Raw genomic sequence first — 26021 nt, forward strand, 5'->3', positions numbered from 1 at the left:
CGACAGCCCTCGTGTGTCAGTCGTTGCGGTGCGCGTGGTAGTACGCCAGCAGCGCCTGTGTCGAGGCGTCCTGTGCGGCGATGGCGTCGGCGTCGCCCTCGATGGCGGGGGCGATCTGCAGCGCCAGCTGCTTGCCGAGCTCCACACCCCACTGGTCGAAGGAGTTGATGCCCCAGATGGTGCCCTCGGTGAAGGTGATGTGCTCGTAGAGCGCGATCAGCTGGCCGAGCACCGCGGGGGTGAGCGCGGGCGCGATGATCGAGGTGGTCGGACGGTTGCCGGCGAAGGTGCGCGCAGCCACCAGCGCACCCGTCGTCCCCTCGGCCTCGACCTCCTCGGCCGTCTTCCCGAAGGCCAGCGCCTTGGTCTGGGCCAGGAAGTTGGCGAGGAACAGCCCGTGCACGTCGCGGCCGTCGTCCTGCAGCGGGTAGCCGGGGTTGACCACGGCGATGAAGTCGGCGGGGATGAGCCGCGTGCCCTGGTGGATCAGCTGGTAGAAGGCGTGCTGGCCATTGGTGCCGGGCTCACCCCAGAAGACCTCGCCGGTGGCGGTCGTGACAGCAGACCCGTCCCAGCGCACCGACTTGCCGTTGGATTCCATGGTGAGCTGCTGCAGGTACGCCGGGAATCGGTGCAGGAGCTGCGCGTAGGGGAGCACGGCGTGCGTCTGCGCGTCGAGGAAGTTGGTGTACCAGACGTTCAGCAGGCCCATGAGGACGGGCACGTTGCTCTCGATCGGCGTGGTGCGCACGTGCTCGTCGACGGCGTGGAAGCCGGCGAGCAGATCGGCGAACGCGTCGGGGCCGAGCGCGATGTTCAGCGACAGGCCGATGGCGGAGTCCACCGAATAGCGCCCGCCCACCCAGTCCCAGAACCCGAACGCGTTGGCGGGGTCGATGCCGAAGGCCGCCACCTTGTCGAGCGCGGTGGAGACGGCGACGAAGTGATGCGCGACGGCATCCTGCTTCGCGGAATCGGAGCCGTCGATCGCGCCGGCGGCGGCGAGCCTCTCCCACAGCCAATCGCGCGCGAGGCGGGCGTTGGTGAGGGTCTCCAGGGTGGTGAACGTCTTCGACGCCACGATGAACAGCGTGGTCTCGGGATCGAGATCCGCGGTCTTCAGGGCGATGTCGGTGGGATCGATGTTCGACACGAACCGGGCCTGGATGCCCGCGGTGGCATAGGGCTGCAGCGCCTCGTACACCATGACGGGGCCGAGGTCGGAGCCGCCGATGCCGATGTTGACGACGTGGGTCACCTTCTTCCCGGTGACGCCCGTCCACTCGCCCGAGCGGACCCGATTGGCGAACACGCGCATGGCGTCCAGGACGGCGTGCACGTCCGCGTCGACGTCCTGGCCGTCGACGATCAGCGCCGGGGTCGCGCCCGCGGGTCGGCGCAGGGCCGTGTGCAGGACGGCCCGGTCCTCCGTGGTGTTGATGTGCGAGCCCTCGAGCATGGCGGCGAAGCGTCCGGCGACGCCCGTCTCCTCGGCGAGCTTCACGAGGGAGGCGAGGATCTCGTCCGTGACGAGGTTCTTCGACAGGTCGACGTGCAGGTCGGCGAGCTCGAAGCTCAGCCGCTGCACACGTCCCGGATCCTGCGCGAACCAGGCGCGCAGATCGGGGGAGAATCCGTCGCGCGCGGCGGAGAGCTCGGCCCAGGCAGAAGTGGCGGTTGCATCGATGGGAGTGGTCACGCCATCCACGGTAGTGCCGTCTGCCCCGATCCGGGCGTGGTGTGGCAGGCGCTTCGTCTTCGCGCCGGGATTACGCTGGTCTGGTGAGCGCATACGTGTCCGCATTTGATCTGTTCTCCATCGGTGTGGGACCCTCCAGCTCCCACACCGTCGGACCCATGCGCGCGGGCGTCGATTTCGCCCGCCGGCTGGCCGCCTCCGACGTCCTGGTGCGTACCCGGCGCGTCACGTGCTCGCTGTACGGGTCCCTCGGCGCCACCGGACTCGGCCACGGCACCCCCGACGCCGTCGTGGCAGGACTGCGCGGTCAGGAGCCGGAGAGCGTGGATCCCGCCGCTGTGCGCGAGGCATGGTCGCACTATCCGGAGGGTGAGCCGCTGATGCTCGCGGGAATCCACGCGGTGCCGTTCCGCAAGGAGGACATCACCTTCGAGGCGCGCACGCGCCTGCCCGGGCACCCGAACGCCATGACCCTGCGCGCCTTCGACGAGGCCGGGAGCATCCTCACCCAGGAGACGTACTACTCGGTGGGCGGCGGGTTCATCCGTCGTGACGGCGAGAGCACCGAGGTGGCCGCCACAGCCTTCCCCTTCGCGTACTCCGACGCCGCCACCCTGCTGGAGCTGTGCGACGAGCACGGGCTCACCATCGCCGAGCTCGCCCGTCTCAACGAGGAATCGCTGCACGGCGAGGCGGAGGTGGCGGCAGGACTCGACGCCATCTGGGACGCGATGAGCTCGTGCGTGGACGCGGGCCTGCACACCGGCGGCGTGCTGCCCGGAATCCTCGGGGTGAAGCGCCGGGCCTCCACCATCCGGGAACAGCTGGAGAACGTGGAATCCGACGGGCATCGCGAGCTTCCCGGAGAATGGCTGGGCGCCTTCGCACTCGCGGTCAACGAGGAGAACGCGGCCGGCGGCCGAGTGGTCACGGCACCTACCAACGGCGCCGCCGGCATCCTTCCCGCCGTCGCGATGTACTGGTGGCGGTTCCTGGCTGATTCCGGTCTCGGTCGTGGCAACGCCGTGACGCCCTATGGGGAACTGGTGGGCAGCGCCCTGCTCGGCTTCGGTGGCGAACCTGCCGATCTCCCCGACGGCGACGAGGAGGCCATCGCGGAGGCCAACCGCCGCCGTGGCATCCGCCGGTTCCTCCTCACCGCGACGGCGCTCGGGTCCCTCTTCAAGGCGAACGCGTCGATCTCCGGAGCCGAGGGCGGATGCCAGGCGGAGGTCGGCTCCGCATGCGCGATGGCGGCCGGTGGCCTCACCGCCGTCATGGGCGGCACGAACCGCCAGATCGAGAACGCCGCGGAGATCGCGATGGAGCACCACCTCGGTCTTACCTGCGATCCGGTGGGCGGACTCGTGCAGATCCCGTGCATTGAGCGCAACGCCATCGCCGCGTCCACCGCGGTGACCGCAGCACGACTCGCCCTGCGCGGCGATGGCAACCACTTCGTGTCGCTCGACATGGTGGTGGAGACGATGCGCCAGACCGGCATCGACATGTCGACGAAGTACAAGGAGACCAGCGAGGGTGGCCTCGCCGTGAACGTCATCGAGTGCTGAACCTGCGCTGAATCGAGGAGATATCGTCCACGGCGGGCCCACATCTGTGTTCTGATCCTCGTTCGGCGGAAATGTCCTCGTTTCAGGACGTGGGGGTGGTGGTTCCGACACCTGTCGCCTCGCCGTTTCCGGGTCCATAATTCATGCCATGAACAGTGCGGACGCGAGTGCGCAGGATGCTGTCGTGATCGACGGCCTGCGAGTGCGGCGCGGCCGAAACGAGGTGTTCGAGGCGCTGTCCCTTCGCATCCCCCGCGGTCGGATCACCGGCCTTCTCGGTCCGTCGGGCTGCGGCAAGACCACCCTGATGCGCGCGGTCGTTGGGGTGCAGCGGATCGCAGGCGGCACCGTTCGGGTGCTCGGCGACGACGCCGGATCGGCCGCCCTCCGACACCGCGTGGCGTACGGAACGCAGGGGTCGGCCGTGTACGCGGATCTGACGGTGCGGCAGAATCTCACGTACTTCGCGCGCGTGCTCGGCGTGGGACGGGATCACGTGGACCGCGTCATGGATCAGGTCGGCCTCGCCAGGCACGCGTCGCATACTGTTGCCGCTCTCAGCGGTGGACAGGCCAATCGCGTCTCCCTCGGCATGGCGTTGCTGGGGGAGCCGGAGCTCATCGTGCTCGACGAGCCGACGGTGGGCCTTGATCCGGTGCTGCGTGCCGAGCTGTGGGATATGTTCCGCACCATCGCGGAGCACGGGACCACCCTCGTGGTGTCGAGCCACGTCATGGACGAGGCGCTGCGCTGTGATCGCCTGCTGCTCATGCGCGACGGTCGGCTCGTGGCCGACACCACGCCCGCCGACCTGCTGGCGGACACAGGCCGTACCGATCCGGAGCAGGCGTTCCTTGAGCTCATCGCGCGTGACTCCGCCGCCCATCCGCATCTGCGTCGCGAGCGGAGGGAGACGTCATGAACCCACGCCGGATGTTCGCGACCGCGGGGCGGGTGCTCGCCCAGCTTCGCCACGATCCGCGCTCGATCGCGCTGATGGTGGTGGCCCCGAGCCTGCTCGTCGGTCTGTTCGCCTGGCTGTTCACCGACACCACGGGCGTGTTCGATGCCTTCGGCGGAGCGATCCTCGCCCTCTTCCCGTTCATCGTGATGTTCCTGGTGAGCTCCATCACCACCCTGCGCGAACGCCGCTCGGGAACGCTGGAGCGGCTGATGACCACGCCGCTCGGCCGAGCGGACTTCGTGCTCGGCTACGCACTCGCATTCGGGCTTCTGGCCGTGGTGCAGGCCGCGGTCACCGTCACGTTCGCCGTGTACGTGTGCGGGCTCACCGTGTCGGGCGAGCTCTGGCAGTTAGGGCTCGTGGCGGTGGTCGATGCGCTGCTGGGCACCTCGTTGGGGCTGCTGGCGAGCGCGTTCGCGCAGTCGGAGTTCCAAGCGGTGCAGTTCATGCCGGTGCTGGTGTTCCCGCAGATCATCCTCGGCGGCCTGTTCATGCCGCGTGAGCAGATGCCGGATGTGCTGCATGCCATCTCCGACTGGCTGCCACTGAGCCACGCGATCGACGCGGTGCAGGCGGTGACCGCGGGCGATGATGGCTGGGACCTGTGGCGTCCGGTGCTCATCGTGACGGCTTTCGCCGTGGCCTTCCTCGTGCTCGCGCCGCTCACGCTGCGCCGGCGCACGTCCTAGCGCACCACCGTCGTCGGTGTGACGCCGACGACGCCGCATACGACGCAGCGCCCGCCCCAGACCGGGGACGGGCGCCGCGTGCGGGGGCTCAGTCCTCGGCAGCTGCCGCCTTGGCAGCGTTGATCGCGGCTTCGGCGGCGTCACCGAGCTTCTCGCCCGGCTTCGCGGCGGGCTTGGCGGCTTGCGCCACCCCCTCGCCGATGCCACGGCCGACGGCCTGTCCCTGGATGATGCTGGCGAGGTCGAGCCCGGTCGCCGCGCTCACGCTGTCGAACACGCTGCGAAGCGCGGTGGCGCTGTCGGCGCCGACCAGGCGTGATGCGCCTTCCTCGCTGGATCCGCCCACGATCGACACGTTGCCGATCGCCGCGTAGCCCTTCGCGAACTCCGCCATGATCGAGGGAAGCACCTCGAGCACACGCTGCGACAGGAACGCGTCCTGGTTGGACGCGATGGCCTCGGCTTCCGCCTGCACGGCCGCGGCGCGCGCCTCACCTTCGATGCGGATGGCCTCCGCCTCGGCCGCTGCCCGCAGGCGGCGAGCGGCAGCCTCGGCATCGGCCTGGGCGCGCAGGGCGTTGGCGGCACCGGTGGCCTGGGCCTCGGCCGCGGCGGCCTCACCGGCCGCGCGCGCCTTGTCCGCCTCGGCCTGCTGCTCAGCGATGCGGGTGCGAGCCTCGGCCTGCTTGACCTGCTCGATCGCGGCGGCCTCTGCGGCCTTCTCACGGGCGTAGAGATCGGCCTGAGCCCGGGTCTCCGCCTCGTACTTCTGCGCATCCGCGACGCGCTTGATGTCGGCGTCGAGCTGAGCCTGCTTGTTCTCGGCCTGCTGCTGCAGCACGGCCTGCTCCGCCTGGGCGCGAGCTAGCTGCTCGGCCTGTTCCGCCTGAGCCCGGGCGCGGCCGATCTCGGCCGATGCATTGGCGGTGTTCTTGTCCAGCGCGGTCTGCTCGATGAGGTTCGCCTCGTTGTTGGCGATGTTCTTCTGGTTGATCGCGCGGTCGGCGTTCGTCTGCGCGATCATCGCGGACTGGCGCTTGGCCTGGATCTCCGGAGCTCCGAGGGACTGGATGTAGCCCACCTTGTCGGTGATGCCCTTGATCTGGAAGGAGTCCAGGATCAGGCCCTGCTCGGCGAGCTCCTGGGACACTTCGAGCGCGATCTGGTCGGAGAACTTCTTCCGCTCCCGCATGAGCTCCACGACCGAGAGCGTGGCGACGATGCCACGCAGGGCGCCTTCCAGCTGCTCGGTGGTGAACTGCTCGATGGCCTTGTCCTGCGAGGCGAATCGCTCGGCCGCCCGACGCACGAACAGCGGGTCGGAGCCGATCTTCACGATGGCGACGCCGTCGACGTTCAGGGTCACGTTGTCCAGCGACTGGGCCTCGGCGTTGAGGAGCACCTGGCGCGAGCGCAGCGAGATGATCTCGTGCCGCTGCGTGATCGGGTTGACCAGGGACTTCCCGTTCACGATGACGGTGACCGGCGACTCCTCGATCTGCGACTGCGGGACGACCTGTCCGTCCGCTCCGCGAGCGGCGACGGTGATCTGGACCTTCTGCTTGCGACCCGAGATGACCAGCGCCTCGTCGGCGCGGGCGACCTTGATCCAGCTGCGGGCGAACAGCAGCACGATGAGAGCGATCACGACGAGTGCGACGACGGCCACACCGACCACGATCAGGATGCCGATTCCTGCGGCTACCTCCATGGATTCCTCCCCCTTCGACCGGCCCTGTTGCCGATGCGTCACCTTCGACTATTCCAGATGGCGACGGGTGGGCCAAAGGACCCTGCGTGCCAGGATGGTGCGCATGATCGAACGGGAGCTGACGCAGAGCGTGCCCCTCGTCGGCGCTGACGGCGGGCTCAATCCGGCCGCGCGGGGCTGGGCGCGTCAGCCGGTCGTGGATACGTCCGGCATCGACGGACGGCGTTCGTGGGGCCGCAACAAGCGGTGGGAGTACTGGGGCATCACCACCCCGACGCACCTGCTCGCGCTGACGGTGTCCTCGCTGGACTTCGCCGCGGTGCACGAGGTGTGGGTGTTCGACCGGGGCACCGGCGAGTCGATCGGCCGGGGCGCCACCGGCCTCGGCGGGCGCTCCGCCACTCTCCCCGCCAACCTGGAAGGCGGCCCTGCTCGCGCCCGTTCCCGCTCACTGTCGATCGAGATCGAGGAGGTCCCGGGTGGCACCCGCCTGCGCGCGGCCATCCCGGACGCGTCGTTCGACGTGATCGCGGAACGCCCGCCGGGCCACGAGCGCCTGGCGGTGGTGGTCCCGTGGAGTGAGAAGCGATTCCAGTACACCGTGAAGGACGTGGCGAGACCGGCGTCGGGAACACTGACCGTGCGCGGCGCGGAATCCCCGGTGCCGGCCGGAGAGTCGTGGGCGGTCCTGGACCACGGCCGCGGGCGATGGCCGCACGATGTGCGCTGGAACTGGGGCGCCGGGTCCGGTCGGCTCGCCGATGGCCGTGTGATCGGCATCCAGGTGGGCGGTCAGTGGACGGACGGCACCGGGGCGACCGAGAACTCCGTGCTGCTCGACACGCGTCTGCACAAGATCGGTGAGCAGCTGGCGTGGGACTACGACCCGAGCGACTACCTGCGCCCCTGGCGGGTCAGCGGTGGCGGCTTCCAGGCAGTGTTCGTGCCATTCCACGACAAGCGCTCGCGGACGAACCTGGGACTGCTGGCCTCACGTACCGATCAGTGTTTCGGTCACTGGAGCGGGAGCGTCGACACGGGCGACGAGGTCGTGCGCTTCGATGACGTGCTGGGCTGGGCCGAGGACGTGCACAACCGCTGGTGAGGCTCAGTCGCCGGTGGCGGTGCGCAGCTTCGTGGTGAGGGCGAGCAGCACCTGCTGCTCCTCGGGCGTCAGCACCGACATGCGCTCGGCGATGGAGGTTCCATGCCGGGTGCCGAGCACACGGAACCGCCGCTCTCCCTCGGCTGTCGCGGTGATGAGCGAGCCGCGCCCGTCATCCGGGTCCGTGCGCTTGGTGACGAGCCCCCGTGCGGCCATGCGGTCGACGAGGCGCGACACGCTCGGCTGCGAGATCAGGGAGCGGGCGGTGATGTCGCGCAGGCGCGCGGTCATATCGGGGGAGCGGACCACGGTGAGCAGCACGTCGTACTCCTGCTGCGACAGCTGGCTTCCATCGAAGTCGCGGCTGATTTCCTCGAACACGCGATGCTGCGCCCGGAAAAGGCTCTCCCATGCCTCCATCGCCAGCCTGCGGTTGTTCATCTGTCCAGGTTACCGGGACGCCGTGCCCGCACGGTGCCCGGCCGGGGCGTGACGTAGCCTGGCCGCATGCGAAACGCGCTTGTTCGGCCGTTGCTCCTGCTCGTCCTCCTGGCACTGGGGGTGCTCGGATCCGCGTCGCCTGCGTCGGCCGCTCCCACCGGGGTCGACGACTTCACGTTCAGCAGCATGTCGGCGGACATGACCCTCTCCCGTGACGATGTTGGTGCCAGCGAGCTGCGTACGGTGGAGACGCTCGTAGCGGAGTTTCCGCAGACCGACCAGAACCGCGGCATCCGCCGCATGATCCCGCTCGACTACAAGGGCGTGCCGACCAGCATCGACGTCGAGTCCGTCACGGATGAATCCGGCGTCCCCCGCTCCTACGAGACGGAGGAGACCGACGGTTTTCTCGCGGTCACGATCGCCGCCGACGACTACGTGCATGGCTCGCAGACCTACGTGATCACCTACACCTCGCACAACGTGGCGAAGTACTTCGCGGACACCGACGTCGATGAGTTCTACCGCGACGTCAACGGCACCGGCTGGGCGCAGCCGTTCGGGGTAGTGACGGCAACCCTTCGCGTCGACCCGGAGATCGCAGACGCGCTCACCGGTGACATGGCCTGCTACCAGGGCGTGCAGGGCTCCCGGGACCGCTGCGACATCTCCCGGGGTGAGGACGGCACGATCATCGCGTCCGCCGCCGGCCTCGGGGCCGGCGGCAACATGAGCATCGCTGTCGCGTTCGAGCCGGGTACCTTCACCCCGTATGACACCAGCTACTTCGCAACCCCGGCCGGCCCCGTCCAGCTGGGCCTGAGCGCCGGCGTCCTGGCGATGCTGGGCTGGGCGATCGGTCTCCGTCGCACGCGGCTGAAGGATGAGCCGGGGCACCCGACCGTCATCCCGCAGTACACCCCGCCGCCGGGTGTCGACGCGCTCGGGGCCGCCGTACTGCTCGGCAAGAAGGACAAGGGCACCGCGGCGGAGGTGCTCGAACAGGCTGTGCGCGGATCCATTCAGATCCTCGACAGCGGGCGTCGGGGCCTGACCATCCGGCTCGTGCGTCCGGATCTGGCGGGCGACGCCGATGGCCGCGCGCTGCTGCGCGGCATCTTCGGCGAGAACCCGCGGATCGGCGAGGAGTACACGTTCGCGAAGCAGGATCCTGCGCTGGCCCGCGCCGTGACGACGATCCTCAAAGCGGCCGACCGTGAGCAGGTCGAACGCGGACTGCGCCGCCCCGTGCCGGGGTGGGTGCGGGTGATGCCGGTCCTGCTGGCCGTCGTGCTGGCGGTCGCGAGCTTCGTGGCGAGCATCCTCATCGCCCGCCACAGCGGGGGAGTGACCATCGGTACCGCGATCGCGGTGGCGGCGGGGATCATCGTCGTGGTGATCGGCGTGCTGGTGGCCAAGCGCCCGCTGTCCTCACCCGGAGCCGAACTGCGCGATCACCTCGCCGGGCTCCAGCAGTTCATCGAGTGGGCGGAAGCGGATCGCATCCGCATGCTGCAGTCACCGCAGGGCGCCGAGCGTGTCGCGCCCGTCGACGTGCGTGATCCCCGCCAGGTGCTGCGGCTGTACGAGCCGCTGCTGCCGTATGCGGTGGTGTTCGGGCAGGAGAAGGCCTGGGCACAACAGATCACGGTGTACTACGAGAGCGCCCAGGTCGTGCCCTACTGGTACGCCGGCTCCGGTGCCTTCAACGGGAGCTCGTTCTCCAGCAGCATCGGTGGCATCAACGGTGGGATCAGCAGTGCGCTGGCGAGTTCGTCCAGTTCGTCATCATCGGGAGGCTCCAGCGGTGGAGGCTTCAGCGGTGGGGGCTCGGGCGGCGGCGGTGGTGGCGGCGTGTAGCCCTGCTCAAAGATGGAAAACGCCGCTCCCGCGCCGGTCGGGGCTGCGTTTTTCATCTCCCACCAGGTGAGGACAGCAAGAGTGAGGGCCGATCGGAGATTTCCGATCGGCCCTCGTCCCTTGCACCAAGAGTGTCCTGCAATCACATGTCGGCAGCTGCCACAGCAAAACAACTACCTGTCGTGAACTCTATAACGGAGAGATAACGGAAGGGAAGGACACGCCGTTATCTCTTTGTGATTTATTTGCTGGGAATGTGTTGGACAACTCACGAGCGGACGGACTCCCGAGTCGACGCAACGAACCATGCGATGTCGAAGCGCAGGAGGGCATCCTGAACGGCCAGCGTCGTGGTGATGGTGTCGACGGCTTCATCGCCCACACCCTGCGCACGCAGTTCATCGATGAGGTAAGCCAGCGGCTCAGGGGATGAAGGCACATACTCATCCAGGGCTGCGCGGAGCCCGTGCACCTGCTCGGCGAAGGTGAGCGGTGTCGTCTCGGTGATCAGCTCATTCGTGACCGATGCCCAGCTGGTGTCTGTGAGATCGTCCGGGTCAGGGTTGAGCCGGGCATTGTGCGGTGACGTGTAGGAGCAGTGGAGATGGTCGGGCTCGAACGCAGATGGCGGGACGAAGATGGATTCGGTGACCGTGCGCGCACGGTTCCGGGCGTCAACCAGCTCGGCATAGGTCTTCGCCGTGGATGCGGCGTACCGGACGGTTGCAGACCATCCGCTCGTGCGCTCAAGTTCGCACAGCGTCTGATGCTGTGAGGCGACCTTGCGGCTGCGCCGACCGGGAGAGAACCTCCGGTCGACGGTGAACCGCAGATAGTCCCCGCCGAAGTGAGTCCGCCATCGTGCGTTCGCCCCGTGCATCAAGCGAGGTCCCTTGAACTGGAAGAACGCGTTCCTCGGCGTTGCTGTGAGCGGGTCGCTGGCGCGGACGCCGGGAGCGCGCTGGATGTTTCGACCTGCGCCGGGCATCACACCGATGCGACGCCACAACGGGTGCTGGGCCGGCAATTGCGCGCCGAGGTCATAGCCGAGCACGGCTTCGAGGACCTGATCGATCGGCTCGATGTCACACGCGGCCGGGCTCTCCTTCTCGATATCCGCTCGAAAGTGGCTCTCGTAAACCTTCTCCGAGTAGTCCATCGCATCTCCTCGCGCAGTCCTGGAGCTGTGATGCTATCGTCCGGCCCGATGCGCACCGAAGCGGTCAGCCCTCGTCCTCGTCCTCGATGTCGACGGCTTTCACCCCGGGGATGTCGGAGATCTCGCCAAGCAGGGCCCCGACGCGTGAGCGCGGACGTTCCAGCTGCACGAGTGCGACGAACTGGGCGGGCTTGTCCTGTCGGTGAAGGGTGTCGGCGGACAGTACGGTGGCCGGCATCCCGCGTTCGGCTGCGAGGATGAGGGCCGTCCGCAACGATCCGAACCCCGGCTTGTACCGCAGGCGCAGCGTGGTGTGCGGCTGTTCGCCACGGATGCGGTGACCGAGGCGACCGAGAAGGGTGACCGCGAGGAGCTGAAGGAGCGTCGCGATGATCGCCAGGAGCGGCTCGCCGGCGCCGCAGGCCATGCCGACCGCTGCCGTCGCCCAGATCGAGGCCGCCGTCGTGAGGCCGGACACAGTGGCCTTGCGAACGAAGATCACGCCGGCGCCGAGGAAGCCGATGCCCGACACGATCTGTGCCGCAATGCGCGACGGGTCGGCGACGGCGCCGGCCTCGGTGATGTTGTGGAATCCGTAGGCGCTCACGAGCGTGAACACGGCTGATCCGAGCCCCACCAGGGTGTGTGTGCGAAGCCCCGCGCTCTTCAGCTTGCGGTGCCGCTCCAGCCCGATGGCAGCCGAGAGCACGAATGCCAGCGCGAGGAGGGCGAGCTCCGTCAGCGTGTGTTCCGTGATCCACGAGATCTCCATCCCGCGACCATATAACTTAGTGACGACTAAGTCTATCTCGTGGTCCGGATGTCCGGGCGTGGGGTACGAGTCAGGCCGTGCGATCTGCCGCGTACACGAGGTCCGCGAAGCGCTCCAGCGCGCGCTCGCATGCGCGCAGGTGCTCCGCGGACGCTTCGGCCTCCGCGAGCCCCAGCACATCGCGGCGCTTCAGGTCGCGGTACCAGCGGCGCAGTCGATCCAGACTCTGCTCCTCCTCTTCGAGTTCCGCGAAGGTGAACTTCTCCTTCGCGATCTCCGAGGCGATCTCGGCCTCGAACTTCCCGCAGTCGGCGTCGAACTCGCGCCATTCCTCGACGCGGGCGTCTCGGTACAGCTCGGCGACGACGGTACGGGCCGCCTCGTTCTGTGCGTCGACGGCGAACACGGCGACGTGTCCGCCGCCCTCCGATGCCAGCTCGCCGGCGCGATCCAGGGCGGCGCGTGACCGCGAGGCGTCGGGCAGAGCCCACGTCCCCTGGGCGATCGTGACGGCGCCGGCGCGCTTCAGCTCCCGCCACACCGCCACGCGATGACGCGAGGGCTCGGCGGGAATCTGGACGAGAGCGAACAGCCAGGCCACCTCATGCTGCATCCCTCGACGCTAGCAGGTTCGTCACGTCGCAGCATGTAACGGCTGTTACTCTGTTCGCTGTGACGAATGAACCCACCGCTCCGCGCGGTCTCGCACCCCTGTATCTCGCCGGTTTCACCACGGCGTTCGGCGCGCACGGCGTCGCCTCGGTGCTGGGTGCGGAAAACGACGAGATCGGCATGTCGCTGCTGGGGCTGGGGCTGGTGCTCGCGCTCTACGACCTCGCAGAGGTCGTGCTGAAGCCTCTCTTCGGCGCGCTGAGCGATCGCATCGGCGCCAAGCCCGTCATCATCGGCGGGCTCGTCGCGTTCGCCGTCGCATCAGCAGTCGCCTTCGTGATGCCCACCGTTCTCGTTCTCGCACTCGCACGCCTCGGTCAGGGGGCCGCGGCATCCGCCTTCTCGCCGGCCTCGTCGGCTTCGGTCGCGCGCCTTGCCGGAAAGCAGCGCCTCGGTCGCTACTTCGGCCGCTATGGCGCCTGGAAGAGCCTCGGATACGTGCTGGCACCGCTCCTCGGTATCGCGCTCACGCAGTGGGCGGGGATCTCGGCCGTGTACGCCATGCTCGGAGCCCTCGCCATCGGAGCGGCGGTGTGGGTGGCTCTCGCGATGCCTTCGCTCCCCGTGCTGCCACGCACGCGCGTCACCCTCGCTGATCTCGTCCGCGAGGTCACCGCGCGGGGCTTTCTGATCCCCACGCTGATGCTGGCCACGAGCACGGCGGTGATCGGTGTGGGCGTCGGCTTCCTGCCCCTGCTCGCCACGCGCCTCTCCCTCCCGCCTCTCCTCGGGGCCGCGGCCGTGGCGGTGCTGGCGCTCGTCTCCACCGTCGTGCAGCCGATCGTGGGTCGGTGGCGTGACGATGGGAGGATCTCGACGCGCGCGGGGAGCGCAGCCGGACTGCTGCTTGCCGCTGTCGCGTTGGTCCTTCTCGCCCTGGCGCCCGGCGTGGCGACGATGTTCATCGCCGCTGCCGCATTCGGGCTGATGACTGGCACCGTCACACCGCTGGCCTTCGCTCATCTCGCCGATGTGACACCGCACGAGCGGATGGGGCGCACGATGGGCAGCGCTGAGCTCGGGCGGGAGATCGGCGACGCCGGTGGCCCGCTTCTCGTGGGCGCCGTCGCGACGGCGTGGACCCTCCCGGCAGCCCTGGCCCTTCTCGGCGCGGTCTCGGCGGCGTCCGCGACGCTCGGCTGGAGCGCCCTGCGGCGGTCGGGGCCGGAGTCGGCGGCAGGATGAGGCGCTCCGCATCGGGTACGGTCAGCACATGCACCGTCGCGCCCTGCTGCCTCTCGTCCTAGCCGCGTTCCTCGGGCTGACGGCCTGCGCGCCCGCGAGTGAAGTGGATGCCCACCTGCTGTCTGAGCAAGCCGAAGACTACGTCGTGCGGAGCGGCCCCGGCTCCCTCGGTTCGGGGACTTTCTTCCTGAGCTCGCAGAACACCGACGGAGGCAGCGTGACGCTCGGTGAGATGCGCGCTGGTGTGACGGCGGTCCGCGCGATCTGCTTCGGGGAGGGCAAGGCGAGCGTCAGTTTCGAGCTGCGTGGGGCAGACAGCACCATTGCGAACACCTTCGACGTGACCTGCGACAGCGCCGAGCACGATTCCGTTTTCGGGGAATCGCTCCGCGGCGTGACCAAAGCCGAACTGAGTTCCACATGGGTCAGCGGATTCGATCAGGCGGTCGTCGTGTCTGTTGTCAGCGACGCGAACTGACCCACGGTCAGGCCCGACGGACTAGCACGAAGCCCTGATCCTGCGCCTCGCCGGAGCGTGCGGGTCGGACGAAGCCCTCAACGGGCGTGAACCCGGCCTGCTCCAGGGCGAACGACACCTTCTCCACGGAATGCAGATGTGCCCGGAGCTCCACCGCGTGACCGTACGCCTCGCTGCGACGGCGTTCGCCGCTGCCGTGCTGGAAGCCGAGGAGCAGGACTCCGTCGTTCGTGAGCACGCGCCGGAACTCGGCGAAGACGGCGTCGAGGGCCGCGGGCGCGGTATCGATGATCGAGTACCACGCGAGCACGCCGTCGAGGCTGCCGTCTCGATAGGGGAGCGCCGCGAGGGGAGCGCGGTCGAACCGGGTGCCGGGATGCGCGGCCCGGGCATGACGGAGCATCTCCTCGGACAGATCCGCGCCGGTGGCCCGGTGGGCGGGCAGAAGCTCCCGCAGCACCGGCTGCATCCGGCCGGTGCCGCATCCGGCATCCAGCACCCGCGCGTCGGAGGGAAGCAGCGCGGTGAACCGCGCGATCATCGCGAGATCCTCCGCTGCCTCGAACGAGGCATCAGGGAGGAGCCGGGCGTACGAGTCGGCCACCGTGTCGTACAGCTGCTGGGCCGCGGCGAGATCGTCCATGCCGCGACGATACGCACGGCCACCGACATCGACGCCGGGTCAGGGCCGGCGAGCCGCCCGGGCGAGGAAGTACGCGCGCTCGCGCGCGTTCTGAGTGAGCTGGGCGGCGCGATCGAACTCCGCTGCGGACTCTTCGCGCCGTCCGAGCCGGGAGAGCAGTTCTGCCCGCACCGTGGGCAGCAGATGCGAATGGGCCAGCCGCCGGTCCGCCGCCAGCTCGTCGACCAGGGCGAGTGCGGTCTCCGGGTCATCGCGCATCGAGACGGCCACAGCACGGTTGAGTGCCACCACCGGAGAACCGGAGAGCGCCACCAGCCCGTCGTAGCAGCGCACGATGACGTCCCAGTCGGTGTTCGCCACGTCCGTCGCGACGGCGTGCTGCTCGGCGATGGCCGCCTGCAGCGCGTACGCCCCACGCCCGCGGCCCAGGGCATCGGCTCTCTTCAGCGCGGCACGACCGCGGAGGATCGCCGAGCGATCCCACAGTCGCCGGTCCTGCTCCTCCAGGGGAACCGGGGAGCCGTCCGCACCGGTGCGGGCTGGAAAGCGCGCCGCCGTGAGTTCCATGAGCGCCAGAAGTCCCCAGGGCGAAGGCTCCCGGGGCAGAAGCGCGGTGAGCATGCGGCCGAGCCGAAGCGCCTCGCGGGCGAGCTCAGGGCGGAGGATCTCGTCACCATCCGTGGCGGCGTGTGCCTCCGTGAAGATGAGGTAGACCACCCCGAGCACCGTGCTGAGGCGCGCACCCCACTCCTGACGCGTCGGCGTCTCGAAGGCGACTCCGGCGTCGCCGAGGGCTCGCTTCGCGCGAACGATGCGCTGCTGCACCGTGGCGGTGGGGGTGAGGAAGGCTCGGGCGATCTGCTCCGTCTCCAGACCCGCGACCGTGCGCAGTGTGAGGGCCACCTGCGCCTCTCGGCCGAGCACGGGATGGCACGCGATGAACACCAGGCGCAGCACATCGTCGTCGATGACGTCGGGATCCCAGGGAAGATCATCGCCGGTGTCTTCACGCAGCTCCTGGCCGATCTGCGCGAGCCGGTCCGCATAGCGTTCACTGCGGCGCCAGCCGTCCACTGCCTTGCGCTTCGCAGCGGTCGTCATCCACGCCGCGGGGTTGTGTGGAATGCCGTCCGTGGGCCACTGCCGCAGCGCATCGGCGAAGGCGTCCTGGGCCAGATCCTCCGCCAGCGCGAAGTCCCCGGTGTACCGCGCGAGCGTCGCCACGATGCGGGCCGCATCCATGCGCCACGCCGCGGAGACGGCGCGGTGCGCTGACTCCACCGCACCGGCCGTCTCCTGCGTCGTCATCGCGGGATCCGCGCTCAGCGAGCCGACTGCTCTTCGCGCCAGCCCGCCTCCTTCTCGATCCACTCGTTGTCGGCCGGGAAGTCGGACTCGTCGGTGACGCGGCGCACCTCGATCTTCGGGCCCGGGCCGAGTGGAACGCGCTTGGCCCACTGCACGGCCTCTTCGCGATCGGCCACCTGCAGGATCCAGAAGCCGTTGAACAGCTCCTTCGTCTCGCCGTACGGGCCGTCGGTGACGAGCGGCTCATCGCCGGAGAAGTCCACGACGAAGGCGTTGGCCGGATCGTCGGCGAGCCCGTCGCCGGCGAGCAGCACGCCCGCCTTCATCATCTCCTCGTTGAAGCGGCCCATCTTCTCGATGACCTCCTCGAACGGCATCTCCTTGTACGCCTCGACGGCCTCGTCGGTTGCGCGCATGATCAGCATGACCTTCATCGGTTCTTCTCCTTCTGGGGGACGCTTCTCGACCCTCTCACTGAAGACGTCGAACGGGGAACGTCCGGATCGACATGGTGGCCGAAAATCTTCGAAGAAAGGTGGACCGCCGCGCCTGGGAGCAGGCTGAGGGCATTTGCGAGGCCTGTGGATATCACGTAGTATCAATCTTTGGTGTCTTGCGCCTTCATTGGCGTGTCTCTGACACCAATCCATCATCCACCGCAGACCGACCGGTCTGCTGAGCGTCAGCGAGTGTATGGCTAAGAAAGACGGTGTCATCGAAATCGAAGGCACGGTGTCCGAGGCGTTGCCGAACGCGATGTTCCGCGTCGAACTCACCAACGGGCACAAGGTGCTGGCTACGATCTCCGGAAAGATGCGGCAGAACTACATCCGCATCATCCCCGAAGACCGTGTCGTCGTGGAGCTCAGCCCCTACGACCTCACGCGTGGCCGCATCGTCTACCGCTACCGCTGATCCACCATCCGGTCGGGAAGTAACGGCCGGGAGAGATCCCGGTACGAAGACAGCGATAAGGAAGCACCATGAAGGTCAATCCCTCCGTCAAGCCCATCTGCGACCACTGCCGCGTGATCCGTCGTCACGGCCGCGTCATGGTCATCTGCAAGAGCAACCCGCGTCACAAGCAGCGCCAGGGCTGACACCCGCGCTCCGGCGCGGTTCTGACAACTGAACACAGATATCCAGGCAGGAACAACAACCCATTCGTGGGGGACACCTCGGGTCGGAGGCCCGAGCACAGATCCTGCTCCACACCTCCACCACTCCTAGGAGAACCGCATGGCACGTCTTGCCGGCGTCGACATCCCGCGCGACAAGCGCGTGGTGATCGCACTCACTTACATCTACGGCATCGGCCGTACCCGCTCGGTCGAGATCCTCAAGCAGGTCGACATCGACGAGAGCATCCGCGTCAAGGACCTCAGCGACGACCAGCTCGTCTCGCTGCGCGACTACATCGACGCCAACTACAAGGTTGAGGGTGACCTCCGCCGTGAGGTCGCAGCCGACATCCGCCGCAAGGTCGAGATCGGTTCGTACGAGGGTCTCCGCCACCGCCGCGGTCTCCCGGTTCGCGGACAGCGCACCAAGACCAACGCCCGCACGCGCAAGGGTCCGAAGAAGACCGTCGCCGGCAAGAAGAAGGCCGGCCGCTGATCAGCGGCGGCAAGGATTAGGAGAAGCACATGGCTGCACCCAAGACTGCCGCGCGCAAGCCGCGTCGCAAGGAGAAGAAGAACATCGCGCTGGGCCAGGCCCACATCAAGTCGACGTTCAACAACACGATCGTTTCCATCACCGACCCGACCGGCGCTGTCATCGCGTGGGCCTCGTCCGGTGGCGTGGGCTTCAAGGGCTCGCGCAAGTCGACCCCGTACGCCGCTGGTATGGCTGCCGAGGCTGCCGCCAAGGGCGCGCAGGAGCACGGCGTGAAGAAGGTCGACGTCTTCGTCAAGGGCCCGGGTTCGGGTCGCGAGACGGCCATCCGTTCGCTGACTGCCGCGGGTCTCGAGGTCGGTTCGATCTCCGACGTCACCCCGCAGGCGCACAACGGCTGCCGTCCCCCGAAGCGTCGCCGCGTCTGAGTCCTCTCGCCGCGCCGGGTGACCCCCGGCGCGGCGCAGGCTTCCCGCCTCGATCATGATCGGGGCGATCACAACTCAAGACCTCACCACCGCAAGTGTCATATAGCGGGCACTTGATCGAAAGGAACACAGAGTGCTTATTGCACAGCGTCCCACTCTGACCGAGGAGAAGATCGGGGAGTTCCGCAGCCGGTTCATCATCGAGCCGCTGGAGCCCGGATTCGGTTACACCATCGGAAACGCGCTTCGTCGCAGCCTCCTCTCCTCGATCCCGGGAGCGGCCGTCACGAGCATCCGCATCGACGGCGTGCTGCACGAGTTCAGCACCATTCCGGGTGTGAAGGAGGATGTCACCGAGATCATCCTGAACATCAAGCAGCTGGTCGTCTCCTCCGAGCGCGACGAGCCGATCACCGCCTACCTGCGCAAGACCGGCGCGGGCGAGGTCACGGCAGCGGACATCTCCGCTCCGGCGGGCGTCGAGGTGCACAACCCCGAGCTCGTGATCGCAACGCTGAACGACACCGCGAAGTTCGAGCTGGAGCTCACCATCGAGCGCGGCCGCGGTTACGTCTCGGCTCAGCAGAACCGTAACGAGTACGCCGAGGCGGGTCAGATCCCGATCGACTCGATCTACTCGCCCGTCCTCAAGGTCAGCTACCGCGTCGACGCCACCCGTGCGGGTGAGCGCACCGACTTCGACAAGCTGGTCCTGGATGTCGAGACCAAGCCGGCGATCGCCCCGCGCGATGCCGTCGCTTCGGCGGGACGCACCCTCACCGAGCTGTTCGGTCTCGCCCGCGAGCTGAACGTCGAGGCCGAGGGTATCGAGATCGGCCCCGCGCCGGTCGAGACCGTCCTCTCGAACGAGCTGTCGATGCCGATCGAGGACCTGGACCTGTCGGTTCGTTCCTACAACTGCCTGAAGCGCGAGGGCATCAACACGGTGTCTGAGCTGGTCGCTCTGTCGGAGACCCAGCTCATGAACATCCGCAACTTCGGTCAGAAGTCGGTGGACGAGGTCCGTGACAAGCTCACGTCTCTCGGCCTGTCGCTGAAGGACTCGGTGCCCGGTTTCGACGGCGCCCACTTCTACAGCGGCTACGAAGACGACGCGATCTGATCTCACCCCTTTTCATCTCTGGAGTAATTCACCATGCCTAAGCCCACCAAGGGCCCCCGCCTCGGAGGCGGTCCCGCACACGAGCGTCTGCTGCTCGCGAACCTGGCCGCTGCGCTGTTCACGCACAAGTCGATCACGACCACCGAGACCAAGGCCAAGCGCCTGCGTCCGCTGGCTGAGCGTCTGATCACCTTCGGCAAGCGTGGCGACCTGCACGCTCGTCGTCGCGTGCTGAGCGTCATCGGCGACAAGAACGCGACGCACATCCTGTTCGCGGAGATCGCGCCGCTCGTCGCCGAGCGCGAGGGTGGCTACACCCGCATCACCAAGATCGGCAACCGCAAGGGTGACAACGCCCCCATGGCCGTGATCGAGCTCGTCCTCGAGCCCGTCACCAAGAAGGCGAAGGCCAGCACCAAGGCCGCCCCCAAGGCTGAGAAGGCCGAGAAGGTCGAGGCTCCGGCCGAGGCTGAGGCTGAGGTCGTCGAGGAGGCTCCCGCGGCTGCTGCCGAGGAGACCGCCGAGGCCGACAAGTAAGTCGTACTGCCACAGCAGTCGAAGGGGTCCCGCTCACGCGGGGCCCCTTCGTCGTTCCCGCGTGGTGATTCGTCGTTCCCGGGTATGATCGTCACTCGCGCGGCGATGACCCGCGAGACCGATGGCGGCGGCCGGTACGCTGGAGGGATGCGACTGCGCCTGGACATCGCCTACGACGGCAGCGGCTTCCGCGGCTGGGCGAAGCAGCCGGGGCTTCGGACCGTGCAGGGTGAGCTGGAAGGCGCGCTCGGCAAGATTCTCGGATCGCCCGCCGCGCTGGTGGTGGCGGGCCGTACCGACGCGGGTGTGCATGCGTCGGGCCAGGTCGCGCACGTCGACCTTGATGACCGCCAGCAAGCACGGGTGCTGGCGCGCCGCGCGAACGACCAGCGCGACGCCGTCGGGCGTCTCGCGGACAAGCTCCGCGGTGTGCTCGGGCCGTATGCCGACGTGGACGTCCGGGCTGTCACGCGGGCTCCGGAGGGATTCGATGCGCGCTTCTCCGCGGTGTGGCGTCGATACGAGTACCGCCTCGCCGACGATGTCAGCGGATACGACGTGTTCGAGCGCAATCGCACGACGATGGTGCGTGGCACCCATGACATCGACCGGATGAACGACGCTGCCTCGCGGCTCATCGGACTGCATGACTTCGCCGCCTACTGCAAGCCCCGTGAAGAGGCCACGACCATCCGCACGCTGCTCGAATACGACTGGCGCCGCACCGCGGACGGCACCCTCATCGCACACCTCCGCGCCGATGCGTTCTGCCACAGCATGGTGCGCGCCCTGGTGGGCGCCTGCGCCGCGGTCGGCACGGGGCGGCTGGAGCCCGAGGACGTCGTGACCCTGCGCGAAGCCGGGGAGCGCACCAGCGCCTTTCCCGTCCTCGTGGCTCGTGGTCTCACCCTGGCCGAGGTGGGCTATCCGGCGGACAACCTGCTGGCCTCCCGCGCGGAACAGACGCGCGCTCGTCGCGAGATCTGAGGCTGACGTTCACCCCGCCGACAGCGGCGGGCACTACCCTGGTTGGCACATGAAGGTCATCTCCTACAACCTGCGCAAGCACCGGGCAGCCGGCGAGCTGGCGGCGCTCGTCGACGCCCACGATCCCGATGTGCTGTGCCTCCAGGAGGCCGACACGGCCGACATCCCCGAGCAGATCGGCGGGCTTGCCCTGGCCGATGCCACCCGGGGAAACCGGCTGGGGCTGGCGGTCTACTACCGCAGGAGCGCCTTCCGCTGTGATGGCACCATCACCCTCGCGCTCAAGAAGTCCCTGCACGACCGCGTGCTGCGACCCGCTCACGAGCGGGTTCTCGGGGTGCTGCTGCACGACATCGACAGCGGGTCGCAGGTGATCATCGCCTCGTTCCACGCGGCGCCGCTCACCGCACTCAACTCGTTGCGTCGCCACCAGATCCGCACCGCGCTGAGCGAGCTGGACCGGCTGGGCGCCGGAATCCCGAAGCTCATGGTGGGCGACTACAACTATCCGGTCTTCAAGGAGGACCTGTCACGACGCATGCGCGCGGACGGGCATGAGCTGGTGATGAGCGACGCTCGGACATACACCCGCTATCGCTTCTTCCGGGGCTACTACGACTTCGCCACCGCGGTCGGACTCACCGTCGAGGCCGTCCACACGCTGCCGCAGGGCGAGAGTGATCACCTGCCGATTCTGGTGACCTGTGCGGCGCGCGCTCCCTACCGTGCCGTGGGCTGAGCGGACGAATCGCGGATGAAATCTCTGCGGAACCCCTTCCGCGCGCTCGGCGACCGCTGTTAATGTGACTTCGTCCCCGCCTGGCGTGAACCCGCACGCCGCCGCTGCTCGATCCCGATCGTGAGTCGCGTTCCTCGCCGGGGACGCATCATTCCGGGGGGAACTGCATGCGTCAGTCCGTCATTCGTCGCACCATGAAACGTCAGCGGGAGGGATCAGCGCCCGCCGCGGCACCGCTGCGTCGACTCGCCCACCGGTGGGGCGCCGCCCTGGCGACGGTCGCGCTTCTGGCGGGCGGTGCGGTTGCACTGGGCTCGGCCGGACCGGCGCAGGCCGTCGTCGCCGATCCCTCGGTCTCCTCCACCCCGGCGGGCATCACGAGCGTGCCGACCACCGCGGGCAAGGCCCGGGGATCGGGGCTGTGGGGGTACGCGGGGGACGTGAAGACCCGCTCCACCGGCTACGTGTTCAGCTACGGCGTCGCCGTCAGCCCGGCGGATGAGAGCCTGTGGGTCACCGACAGCGCGAAGATCGTGTGGACCACGAACTCCTTCGTCTGCTCCCTGAGCGGTGGCACTTTCAAGGCGCCGGGCGCCTGCTACGTCGGCGAGTCCCGCCTGAACCACTATCCGATGGACTCCGCAGCGGACTGGTCGCGCGGCCAGTACCAGGGCGATGGAACGTACGGCGCGGTGGCCGCCGGACAGAACGCCGGCGTCGGAGCGAACTACGCCGCGCTCGCGGATGCGCAGGTGCTGAACGGGACCACGATGCCGTCCGGACGTTTCGGAGGTGTGCGCGGTGTCGCGGTCACGGACGCCGGCACCGCCTGGGCGATGGACGCCGACGCGGGCTACACGTGGCTCGCACACGCGAATCACGCGGTGCGCATGGTGAACCCCGACGGCACCGAGGCCGGCGCGCTGGGTCAGACCACCTGGCCCAGCGGAACCACGTGGAGCAACCGCAACGACCCTGCGGCCTTCGATTACCCGGTCGGGATCGCGCGCATGAAGAACGGTGACATGATCGTCACCAGCCAGACCCCGGAGCTGCTCAAGCAGTACCGCGTCGACGGCACCTTCGTCCGCAACATCTACCTGAACCAGCCCGCCGGCACCGCGTACACCGGCGACGGTGGCTACCGCTCGCCCTACTCGATCGCCGTCGACCCCGCCGACGGAACGCTGCTGGTGGGCTACATCGACCCGGGCGCGGGCAACCGGACGTTCATCCAGCGGATCGATCCCACCTCCTGCACCACCGAATCCGTCGCGAACCCGGCCGGATCCACGCGTGATCGCTGCACGGTGCTCAACACGATCGGCATCGGCACGCTGGCGACCGGCGACGGCTCCACGCACGCCACCTTCACCATCCAGGTCGAGCCGCGCACCAGCGACATCTACGTCGGACAGCGCAGTGGAACGATCAAGATATTCGCCGCTGACGGCACCCCGAAGGGACAGTTCCCGGCGTTCGGTACCGGTACCGGCAACGGGCAGGTGCAGAACGTCCGCGGTATCGCATTCGACAAGCGCGGGTTCATGTACCTGACGGTCTCCGAGGGCACCAACGCCACGCGCGTCGTGATCTTCGCCCGCACGCCCGACCCGGTCACGGCGCTCGCCGCTCAGTACACCGACGTCACGAAGACGTCGGCGACCCTGACGTGGGCCGCGCTGCCCACCGGCGTCACGGCCGACTCGCAGGCGCCCGTTCGCGACTACGTGGTCGAGCAGTCGACCGACGGCGGAACGACGTGGGCGGTTGTCGCGACACCCGTCGACACGAACGCGACCACCACCATCACAGGACTCGATCCCGCCCGCACCTACCAGTTCCGGGTGTCGGCCTGGAACGAGGCGGGCAACGGCGACTGGATGACCACCCCTGTGGCGGCACCCGTGACCCACCCCGCGATCACGGTCGTCAAGGAGGGCAACGCCGTTGCCGCTCCGACGGCGGACGACGCCCTCCACGTGCCCGCCGGGACCACGGTGACGTTCACCTACACGGTGACCAACACCGGGGACGTCCCCGTCGACATCACCTCCCTCGCGGACAGCGTGCTCGGTGACGTTGCCGCCCCCGCGGGCTTCACCGGCACCCTCGCGCCCACCGAGGACGTGACGTTCACCGCCACCGGTCCGATCCCGGCAGGCGACTACCACAACACGGCCACCGTGCAGTGGCGCGAGAGCGGAACGCAGACTGCTCAGCCGCCGGCGACGGCCGACTGGTACGGATTCGGCGAGACCACCGGCCTCACCGTCGTGAAGAAGGGCAACGACGCCGTCGCGACGACGGCCGACTCGGCCGTTCAGGTGCCGGCGGACTCCACCGTCACGTGGACGTACACCGTCACCAACACCGGCAACGTCCCCGCGACGGATGTCACCCTCGTCGACGATCAGGTCGCTGCCACCGATATCACCGTGCTCTCGCCCACCGGCTTCGACGGCACGCTGGCGCCGGGCGCGCACGTGGTGTTCACCGCCTCGGGGCCGGTTCCGGCCGGAGCGTATGTGAACCACGCCACGGCCTCCGCCGACGGGGTCGCGGACGCGGTCACCGAGTGGCACGGCTTCGGTGTCACCAGCGGGCTGACCATCGTGAAGAAGGGCGATGACGTCGTGGCCACCGCGGAGTCGGACGCGCACGTCGTCCCCGCGGGAACCTCCGTCGACTTCACCTACGTCGTCACGAACGCGGGCAACACCGCGGTGTCCGGCGTGACCGTCACCGATGACCAGCTCGGCTCGCTGACGCCGCCAGCAGGGTTCACCGGAACGCTCGGGCCGGACGAGAGCGTGGAGTTCACCGCTTCCGGTCCCATCGCCGCGGGTCCCTACGTGAACCACGCCACCGCGACCGCGCAGGATGTGCCCGAAGCCACCACCGAGTGGCACGGCTTCGGTGCGACCACCGGTCTCACGATCGTGAAGAAGGGCAACGGCGTCATTGCGACCACCGCCTCGGACGCGGTCACGGTGGACGCCGGCGACACGGTGGAGTGGGTGTACACGATCACCAACACTGGAAACGTGGCGGCCACCGGCGTCACCCTGGTCGATGACCAGGTCACCGTCGCCGCGCCGAACGGCTTCGATGGCACGCTCGCGGCCGGCGCTTCGGTCGACTTCACTGCCAGCGGGCCGGTGGGCGAAGGCCCGTACGTGAACCACGCGACGGCCTCCGCCGACAACGGCGCGTCGGCCAGCACCGAGTGGCACGGCATCGGACGGACGGTCACGCCGTCGCCGACGCCGACGCCGACGGAAACCGTGACCCCGACGCCGACCCCGACGCCGACGCCGTCGCCGACGGAAACCGTGACCCCGACGCCGACGCCGACGCCGACGCCGACGCCGACTCCGACGGAGACGGTGACGCCGTCGCCCACGCCCACGGAAACCGTGACGCCGACGCCCACGGAGACCGTGACGCCGTCGCCCACGCCGACGGAGACCTCGCCCGTGATCCCGACGGTGAAGCCGTCCACGCCGGCCCCGACCTCGGCGCTGCCGACGACGGGTCAGGACGGCAGCGGTGCCGCGGGGATGGCCGCCCTCGCCGTGGCCATCATCGCTCTCGGAGGAGCCGTGCTCATCGCTCGGCGCCGTGCGACGAGCTGATCCCACGATGACGTGCTGATCCAGCCGTCACGATGACCGATGGCCGGGCCCCCGCGGGTCCGGCCATCGGCCGCATTTGGCCGACGCGCCCGAATGACGTAGACTCGACCCTTGGTGTGTTCCCTCTGCTGAAAGCATGCCCGAACGTGAGCCCTCCACCGGTCAGTTCACACAGCCTCGCTGTGGGAACGCCACGGGAGTGGGATTCACGAACCTCTCCGTTCGACACAAAGAAAGCAGCACTATCGTGACGCGCACTTTCACTCCGAAGGCTGGCGAGCTCCAGCGTGAATGGCTGGTCATCGACGCGACTGACGTCGTGCTCGGTCGCCTGGCCTCCCACGCCGCCGCCCTCCTTCGCGGCAAGCACAAGGCAACCTTCACCAACTTCATGGATGCCGGTGACTTCGTCATCATCATCAACGCCGACAAGGTCGCCCTGACCGGTCAGAAGCTCCAGAAGAAGATGGCCTACCGTCACTCGGGTCACCCGGGTGGTCTCAAGGCCGTCGCCTACTCCGAGCTCCTGGAGAAGAACCCGGTTCGCGCCGTGGAGAAGGCTGTTCGCGGCATGCTGCCGAAGAACTCGCTCGGCCGCGACCAGCTGAGCAAGCTGAAGGTGTACGCCGGTGCCGAGCACCCGCACGCCGCTCAGCAGCCCAAGACGTACACGTTCGACCAGGTCGCCCAGTAAG

General features: G+C 68.4%; 26 protein-coding genes. 17 read left to right on the forward strand and 9 right to left on the reverse strand.

Going from position 1 to position 26021, the window contains the following annotated elements:
* Positions 1-16 precede the first annotated feature (16 nt).
* Positions 17-1699 carry a glucose-6-phosphate isomerase gene (pgi, locus tag ACIQJ5_RS02585; RefSeq protein ID WP_231090585.1) on the reverse strand — a complete coding sequence of 561 codons (1683 nt, stop codon included), beginning with the start codon at positions 1697-1699 and terminating at the stop codon, positions 17-19.
* An 83-nt stretch (positions 1700-1782) separates the two neighbouring features.
* Between pgi and ACIQJ5_RS02590 the strand changes: the two genes are divergently transcribed.
* The 3 genes from ACIQJ5_RS02590 (at position 1783) to ACIQJ5_RS02600 (ending at position 4923) form a co-directional block, all read left to right on the forward strand.
* The gene (locus tag ACIQJ5_RS02590; RefSeq protein ID WP_231090584.1) at positions 1783-3270 is read left to right on the forward strand and encodes an L-serine ammonia-lyase, iron-sulfur-dependent, subunit alpha; all 1488 of its coding nucleotides are present in this window, start codon (positions 1783-1785) and stop codon (positions 3268-3270) included.
* A 148-nt stretch (positions 3271-3418) separates the two neighbouring features.
* Positions 3419-4192: an ABC transporter ATP-binding protein gene (locus ACIQJ5_RS02595; protein ID WP_402840610.1), complete on the forward strand. Its 774-nt coding sequence runs from the start codon at positions 3419-3421 to the stop codon at positions 4190-4192.
* Positions 4189-4923, forward strand: a complete 735-nt coding sequence (locus ACIQJ5_RS02600; protein ID WP_402840613.1) for an ABC transporter permease — start codon at positions 4189-4191, stop codon at positions 4921-4923. The genes ACIQJ5_RS02595 and ACIQJ5_RS02600 overlap by 4 nt, the downstream gene beginning before the upstream one ends.
* Positions 4924-5011: 88 nt before the next feature.
* Here the strand turns inward: ACIQJ5_RS02600 and ACIQJ5_RS02605 are convergent, their stop codons facing one another.
* Positions 5012-6634, reverse strand: a complete 1623-nt coding sequence (locus ACIQJ5_RS02605) for a flotillin family protein (protein ID WP_231090581.1) — start codon at positions 6632-6634, stop codon at positions 5012-5014.
* 103 nt (positions 6635-6737) lie between these two features.
* Here ACIQJ5_RS02605 and ACIQJ5_RS02610 point away from each other — a divergent pair, with 103 nt between their 5' ends.
* Positions 6738-7739: a DUF2804 domain-containing protein gene (locus ACIQJ5_RS02610; protein ID WP_231090580.1), complete on the forward strand. Its 1002-nt coding sequence runs from the start codon at positions 6738-6740 to the stop codon at positions 7737-7739.
* Between the two features lie 3 nt (positions 7740-7742).
* On the opposite strand, the gene ACIQJ5_RS02615 is transcribed toward ACIQJ5_RS02610, so the two are convergent.
* Positions 7743-8180 (reverse strand): MarR family winged helix-turn-helix transcriptional regulator, encoded by a 438-nt coding sequence (locus tag ACIQJ5_RS02615; RefSeq protein ID WP_231090579.1) that lies wholly within the window; start codon positions 8178-8180, stop codon positions 7743-7745.
* A 66-nt stretch (positions 8181-8246) separates the two neighbouring features.
* Here ACIQJ5_RS02615 and ACIQJ5_RS02620 point away from each other — a divergent pair, with 66 nt between their 5' ends.
* The gene (locus tag ACIQJ5_RS02620) at positions 8247-10040 is read left to right on the forward strand and encodes a DUF2207 family protein (RefSeq protein ID WP_402840618.1); all 1794 of its coding nucleotides are present in this window, start codon (positions 8247-8249) and stop codon (positions 10038-10040) included.
* Positions 10041-10308: 268 nt separating this feature from the next.
* Here the strand turns inward: ACIQJ5_RS02620 and ACIQJ5_RS02625 are convergent, their stop codons facing one another.
* The 3 genes from ACIQJ5_RS02625 to ACIQJ5_RS02635 form a co-directional block, all read right to left on the reverse strand.
* Positions 10309-11199, reverse strand: a complete 891-nt coding sequence (locus ACIQJ5_RS02625; RefSeq protein ID WP_402840620.1) for a hypothetical protein — start codon at positions 11197-11199, stop codon at positions 10309-10311.
* A gap of 64 nt (positions 11200-11263) precedes the next feature.
* A complete protein-coding gene (locus ACIQJ5_RS02630) occupies positions 11264-11971 on the reverse strand; it encodes an MgtC/SapB family protein (RefSeq protein ID WP_402840624.1) in 708 nt (235 codons plus the stop codon).
* A 70-nt stretch (positions 11972-12041) separates the two neighbouring features.
* Positions 12042-12584 carry a Chromate resistance protein ChrB gene (locus ACIQJ5_RS02635; RefSeq protein ID WP_402840628.1) on the reverse strand — a complete coding sequence of 181 codons (543 nt, stop codon included), beginning with the start codon at positions 12582-12584 and terminating at the stop codon, positions 12042-12044.
* A 59-nt stretch (positions 12585-12643) separates the two neighbouring features.
* Here ACIQJ5_RS02635 and ACIQJ5_RS02640 point away from each other — a divergent pair, with 59 nt between their 5' ends.
* Complete coding sequence (locus ACIQJ5_RS02640; RefSeq protein WP_402840631.1) at positions 12644-13828, forward strand: MFS transporter; 1185 nt, start codon at positions 12644-12646, stop codon at positions 13826-13828.
* A 28-nt stretch (positions 13829-13856) separates the two neighbouring features.
* Positions 13857-14306, forward strand: a complete 450-nt coding sequence (locus ACIQJ5_RS02645) for a hypothetical protein (protein ID WP_402840634.1) — start codon at positions 13857-13859, stop codon at positions 14304-14306.
* Positions 14307-14313: 7 nt separating this feature from the next.
* Here the strand turns inward: ACIQJ5_RS02645 and ACIQJ5_RS02650 are convergent, their stop codons facing one another.
* Genes ACIQJ5_RS02650 through ACIQJ5_RS02660 form a run of 3 tightly spaced genes read right to left on the reverse strand, consistent with a single transcriptional unit; the run spans position 14314 to position 16691 of the window.
* Positions 14314-14949, reverse strand: a complete 636-nt coding sequence (locus ACIQJ5_RS02650; RefSeq protein WP_402840637.1) for a class I SAM-dependent DNA methyltransferase — start codon at positions 14947-14949, stop codon at positions 14314-14316.
* A gap of 39 nt (positions 14950-14988) precedes the next feature.
* Positions 14989-16257, reverse strand: a complete 1269-nt coding sequence (locus tag ACIQJ5_RS02655; protein ID WP_402840639.1) for an RNA polymerase sigma factor — start codon at positions 16255-16257, stop codon at positions 14989-14991.
* A gap of 14 nt (positions 16258-16271) precedes the next feature.
* On the reverse strand, positions 16272-16691 hold the full coding sequence (locus ACIQJ5_RS02660) for a YciI family protein (protein ID WP_402840642.1): 420 nt from the start codon (positions 16689-16691) through the stop codon (positions 16272-16274).
* Between the two features lie 259 nt (positions 16692-16950).
* Here ACIQJ5_RS02660 and infA point away from each other — a divergent pair, with 259 nt between their 5' ends.
* The 10 genes from infA (at position 16951) to rplM (ending at position 26020) form a co-directional block, all read left to right on the forward strand.
* Positions 16951-17172: a translation initiation factor IF-1 gene (infA, locus tag ACIQJ5_RS02665; protein ID WP_013583992.1), complete on the forward strand. Its 222-nt coding sequence runs from the start codon at positions 16951-16953 to the stop codon at positions 17170-17172.
* Positions 17173-17240: 68 nt separating this feature from the next.
* Positions 17241-17357, forward strand: a complete 117-nt coding sequence (gene rpmJ, locus ACIQJ5_RS02670) for a 50S ribosomal protein L36 (RefSeq protein WP_071644008.1) — start codon at positions 17241-17243, stop codon at positions 17355-17357.
* Between the two features lie 139 nt (positions 17358-17496).
* Positions 17497-17874 carry a 30S ribosomal protein S13 gene (rpsM, locus tag ACIQJ5_RS02675; protein WP_231090570.1) on the forward strand — a complete coding sequence of 126 codons (378 nt, stop codon included), beginning with the start codon at positions 17497-17499 and terminating at the stop codon, positions 17872-17874.
* A gap of 29 nt (positions 17875-17903) precedes the next feature.
* Entirely contained in the window at positions 17904-18302 is a 399-nt protein-coding gene (gene rpsK / locus ACIQJ5_RS02680; RefSeq protein ID WP_231090569.1) for a 30S ribosomal protein S11, read from the forward strand.
* Between the two features lie 133 nt (positions 18303-18435).
* A complete protein-coding gene (locus tag ACIQJ5_RS02685; protein ID WP_231090568.1) occupies positions 18436-19425 on the forward strand; it encodes a DNA-directed RNA polymerase subunit alpha in 990 nt (329 codons plus the stop codon).
* Between the two features lie 33 nt (positions 19426-19458).
* Positions 19459-19962 carry a 50S ribosomal protein L17 gene (gene rplQ, locus ACIQJ5_RS02690; protein ID WP_402840649.1) on the forward strand — a complete coding sequence of 168 codons (504 nt, stop codon included), beginning with the start codon at positions 19459-19461 and terminating at the stop codon, positions 19960-19962.
* Positions 19963-20109: 147 nt separating this feature from the next.
* A complete protein-coding gene (truA, locus tag ACIQJ5_RS02695; protein ID WP_402840652.1) occupies positions 20110-20949 on the forward strand; it encodes a tRNA pseudouridine(38-40) synthase TruA in 840 nt (279 codons plus the stop codon).
* Between the two features lie 49 nt (positions 20950-20998).
* Positions 20999-21688, forward strand: coding sequence for an endonuclease/exonuclease/phosphatase family protein (locus tag ACIQJ5_RS02700; protein ID WP_231090565.1), 690 nt, complete (start codon positions 20999-21001; stop codon positions 21686-21688).
* A gap of 167 nt (positions 21689-21855) precedes the next feature.
* A complete protein-coding gene (locus ACIQJ5_RS02705; protein ID WP_402840654.1) occupies positions 21856-25326 on the forward strand; it encodes a fibronectin type III domain-containing protein in 3471 nt (1156 codons plus the stop codon).
* 247 nt (positions 25327-25573) lie between these two features.
* On the forward strand, positions 25574-26020 hold the full coding sequence (gene rplM, locus ACIQJ5_RS02710) for a 50S ribosomal protein L13 (protein WP_231090563.1): 447 nt from the start codon (positions 25574-25576) through the stop codon (positions 26018-26020).
* The last annotated feature ends 1 nt before the right edge of the window (position 26021 follow it).

Source organism: Microbacterium sp. GXS0129 (assembly GCF_044769785.1).
GTDB classification, from domain to species: Bacteria; Actinomycetota; Actinomycetes; order Actinomycetales; family Microbacteriaceae; genus Microbacterium; species Microbacterium nymphoidis.

What these genes read in the sequence shown, in the direction of transcription:
- ACIQJ5_RS02650 (WP_402840637.1), bottom strand. Translation starts at nt 14,949, where the DNA reads ATGGACGATCTCGCCGCGGCCCAGCAGCTGTACGACACGGTGGCCGAC.
- ACIQJ5_RS02615 (WP_231090579.1), bottom strand. Translation starts at nt 8,180, where the DNA reads ATGAACAACCGCAGGCTGGCGATGGAGGCATGGGAGAGCCTTTTCCGG.
- ACIQJ5_RS02595 (WP_402840610.1), top strand. Translation starts at nt 3,419, where the DNA reads ATGAACAGTGCGGACGCGAGTGCGCAGGATGCTGTCGTGATCGACGGC.
- rpsM (WP_231090570.1), top strand. Translation starts at nt 17,497, where the DNA reads ATGGCACGTCTTGCCGGCGTCGACATCCCGCGCGACAAGCGCGTGGTG.
- rpsK (WP_231090569.1), top strand. Translation starts at nt 17,904, where the DNA reads ATGGCTGCACCCAAGACTGCCGCGCGCAAGCCGCGTCGCAAGGAGAAG.
- ACIQJ5_RS02605 (WP_231090581.1), bottom strand. Translation starts at nt 6,634, where the DNA reads ATGGAGGTAGCCGCAGGAATCGGCATCCTGATCGTGGTCGGTGTGGCC.
- ACIQJ5_RS02630 (WP_402840624.1), bottom strand. Translation starts at nt 11,971, where the DNA reads ATGGAGATCTCGTGGATCACGGAACACACGCTGACGGAGCTCGCCCTC.
- ACIQJ5_RS02655 (WP_402840639.1), bottom strand. Translation starts at nt 16,257, where the DNA reads ATGACGACGCAGGAGACGGCCGGTGCGGTGGAGTCAGCGCACCGCGCC.
- ACIQJ5_RS02610 (WP_231090580.1), top strand. Translation starts at nt 6,738, where the DNA reads ATGATCGAACGGGAGCTGACGCAGAGCGTGCCCCTCGTCGGCGCTGAC.
- ACIQJ5_RS02660 (WP_402840642.1), bottom strand. Translation starts at nt 16,691, where the DNA reads ATGAAGGTCATGCTGATCATGCGCGCAACCGACGAGGCCGTCGAGGCG.
- ACIQJ5_RS02625 (WP_402840620.1), bottom strand. Translation starts at nt 11,199, where the DNA reads ATGGACTACTCGGAGAAGGTTTACGAGAGCCACTTTCGAGCGGATATC.
- ACIQJ5_RS02705 (WP_402840654.1), top strand. Translation starts at nt 21,856, where the DNA reads ATGCGTCAGTCCGTCATTCGTCGCACCATGAAACGTCAGCGGGAGGGA.
- ACIQJ5_RS02600 (WP_402840613.1), top strand. Translation starts at nt 4,189, where the DNA reads ATGAACCCACGCCGGATGTTCGCGACCGCGGGGCGGGTGCTCGCCCAG.
- ACIQJ5_RS02700 (WP_231090565.1), top strand. Translation starts at nt 20,999, where the DNA reads ATGAAGGTCATCTCCTACAACCTGCGCAAGCACCGGGCAGCCGGCGAG.
- infA (WP_013583992.1), top strand. Translation starts at nt 16,951, where the DNA reads ATGGCTAAGAAAGACGGTGTCATCGAAATCGAAGGCACGGTGTCCGAG.
- rpmJ (WP_071644008.1), top strand. Translation starts at nt 17,241, where the DNA reads ATGAAGGTCAATCCCTCCGTCAAGCCCATCTGCGACCACTGCCGCGTG.
- ACIQJ5_RS02635 (WP_402840628.1), bottom strand. Translation starts at nt 12,584, where the DNA reads ATGCAGCATGAGGTGGCCTGGCTGTTCGCTCTCGTCCAGATTCCCGCC.
- rplQ (WP_402840649.1), top strand. Translation starts at nt 19,459, where the DNA reads ATGCCTAAGCCCACCAAGGGCCCCCGCCTCGGAGGCGGTCCCGCACAC.
- truA (WP_402840652.1), top strand. Translation starts at nt 20,110, where the DNA reads ATGCGACTGCGCCTGGACATCGCCTACGACGGCAGCGGCTTCCGCGGC.
- ACIQJ5_RS02645 (WP_402840634.1), top strand. Translation starts at nt 13,857, where the DNA reads ATGCACCGTCGCGCCCTGCTGCCTCTCGTCCTAGCCGCGTTCCTCGGG.
- ACIQJ5_RS02620 (WP_402840618.1), top strand. Translation starts at nt 8,247, where the DNA reads ATGCGAAACGCGCTTGTTCGGCCGTTGCTCCTGCTCGTCCTCCTGGCA.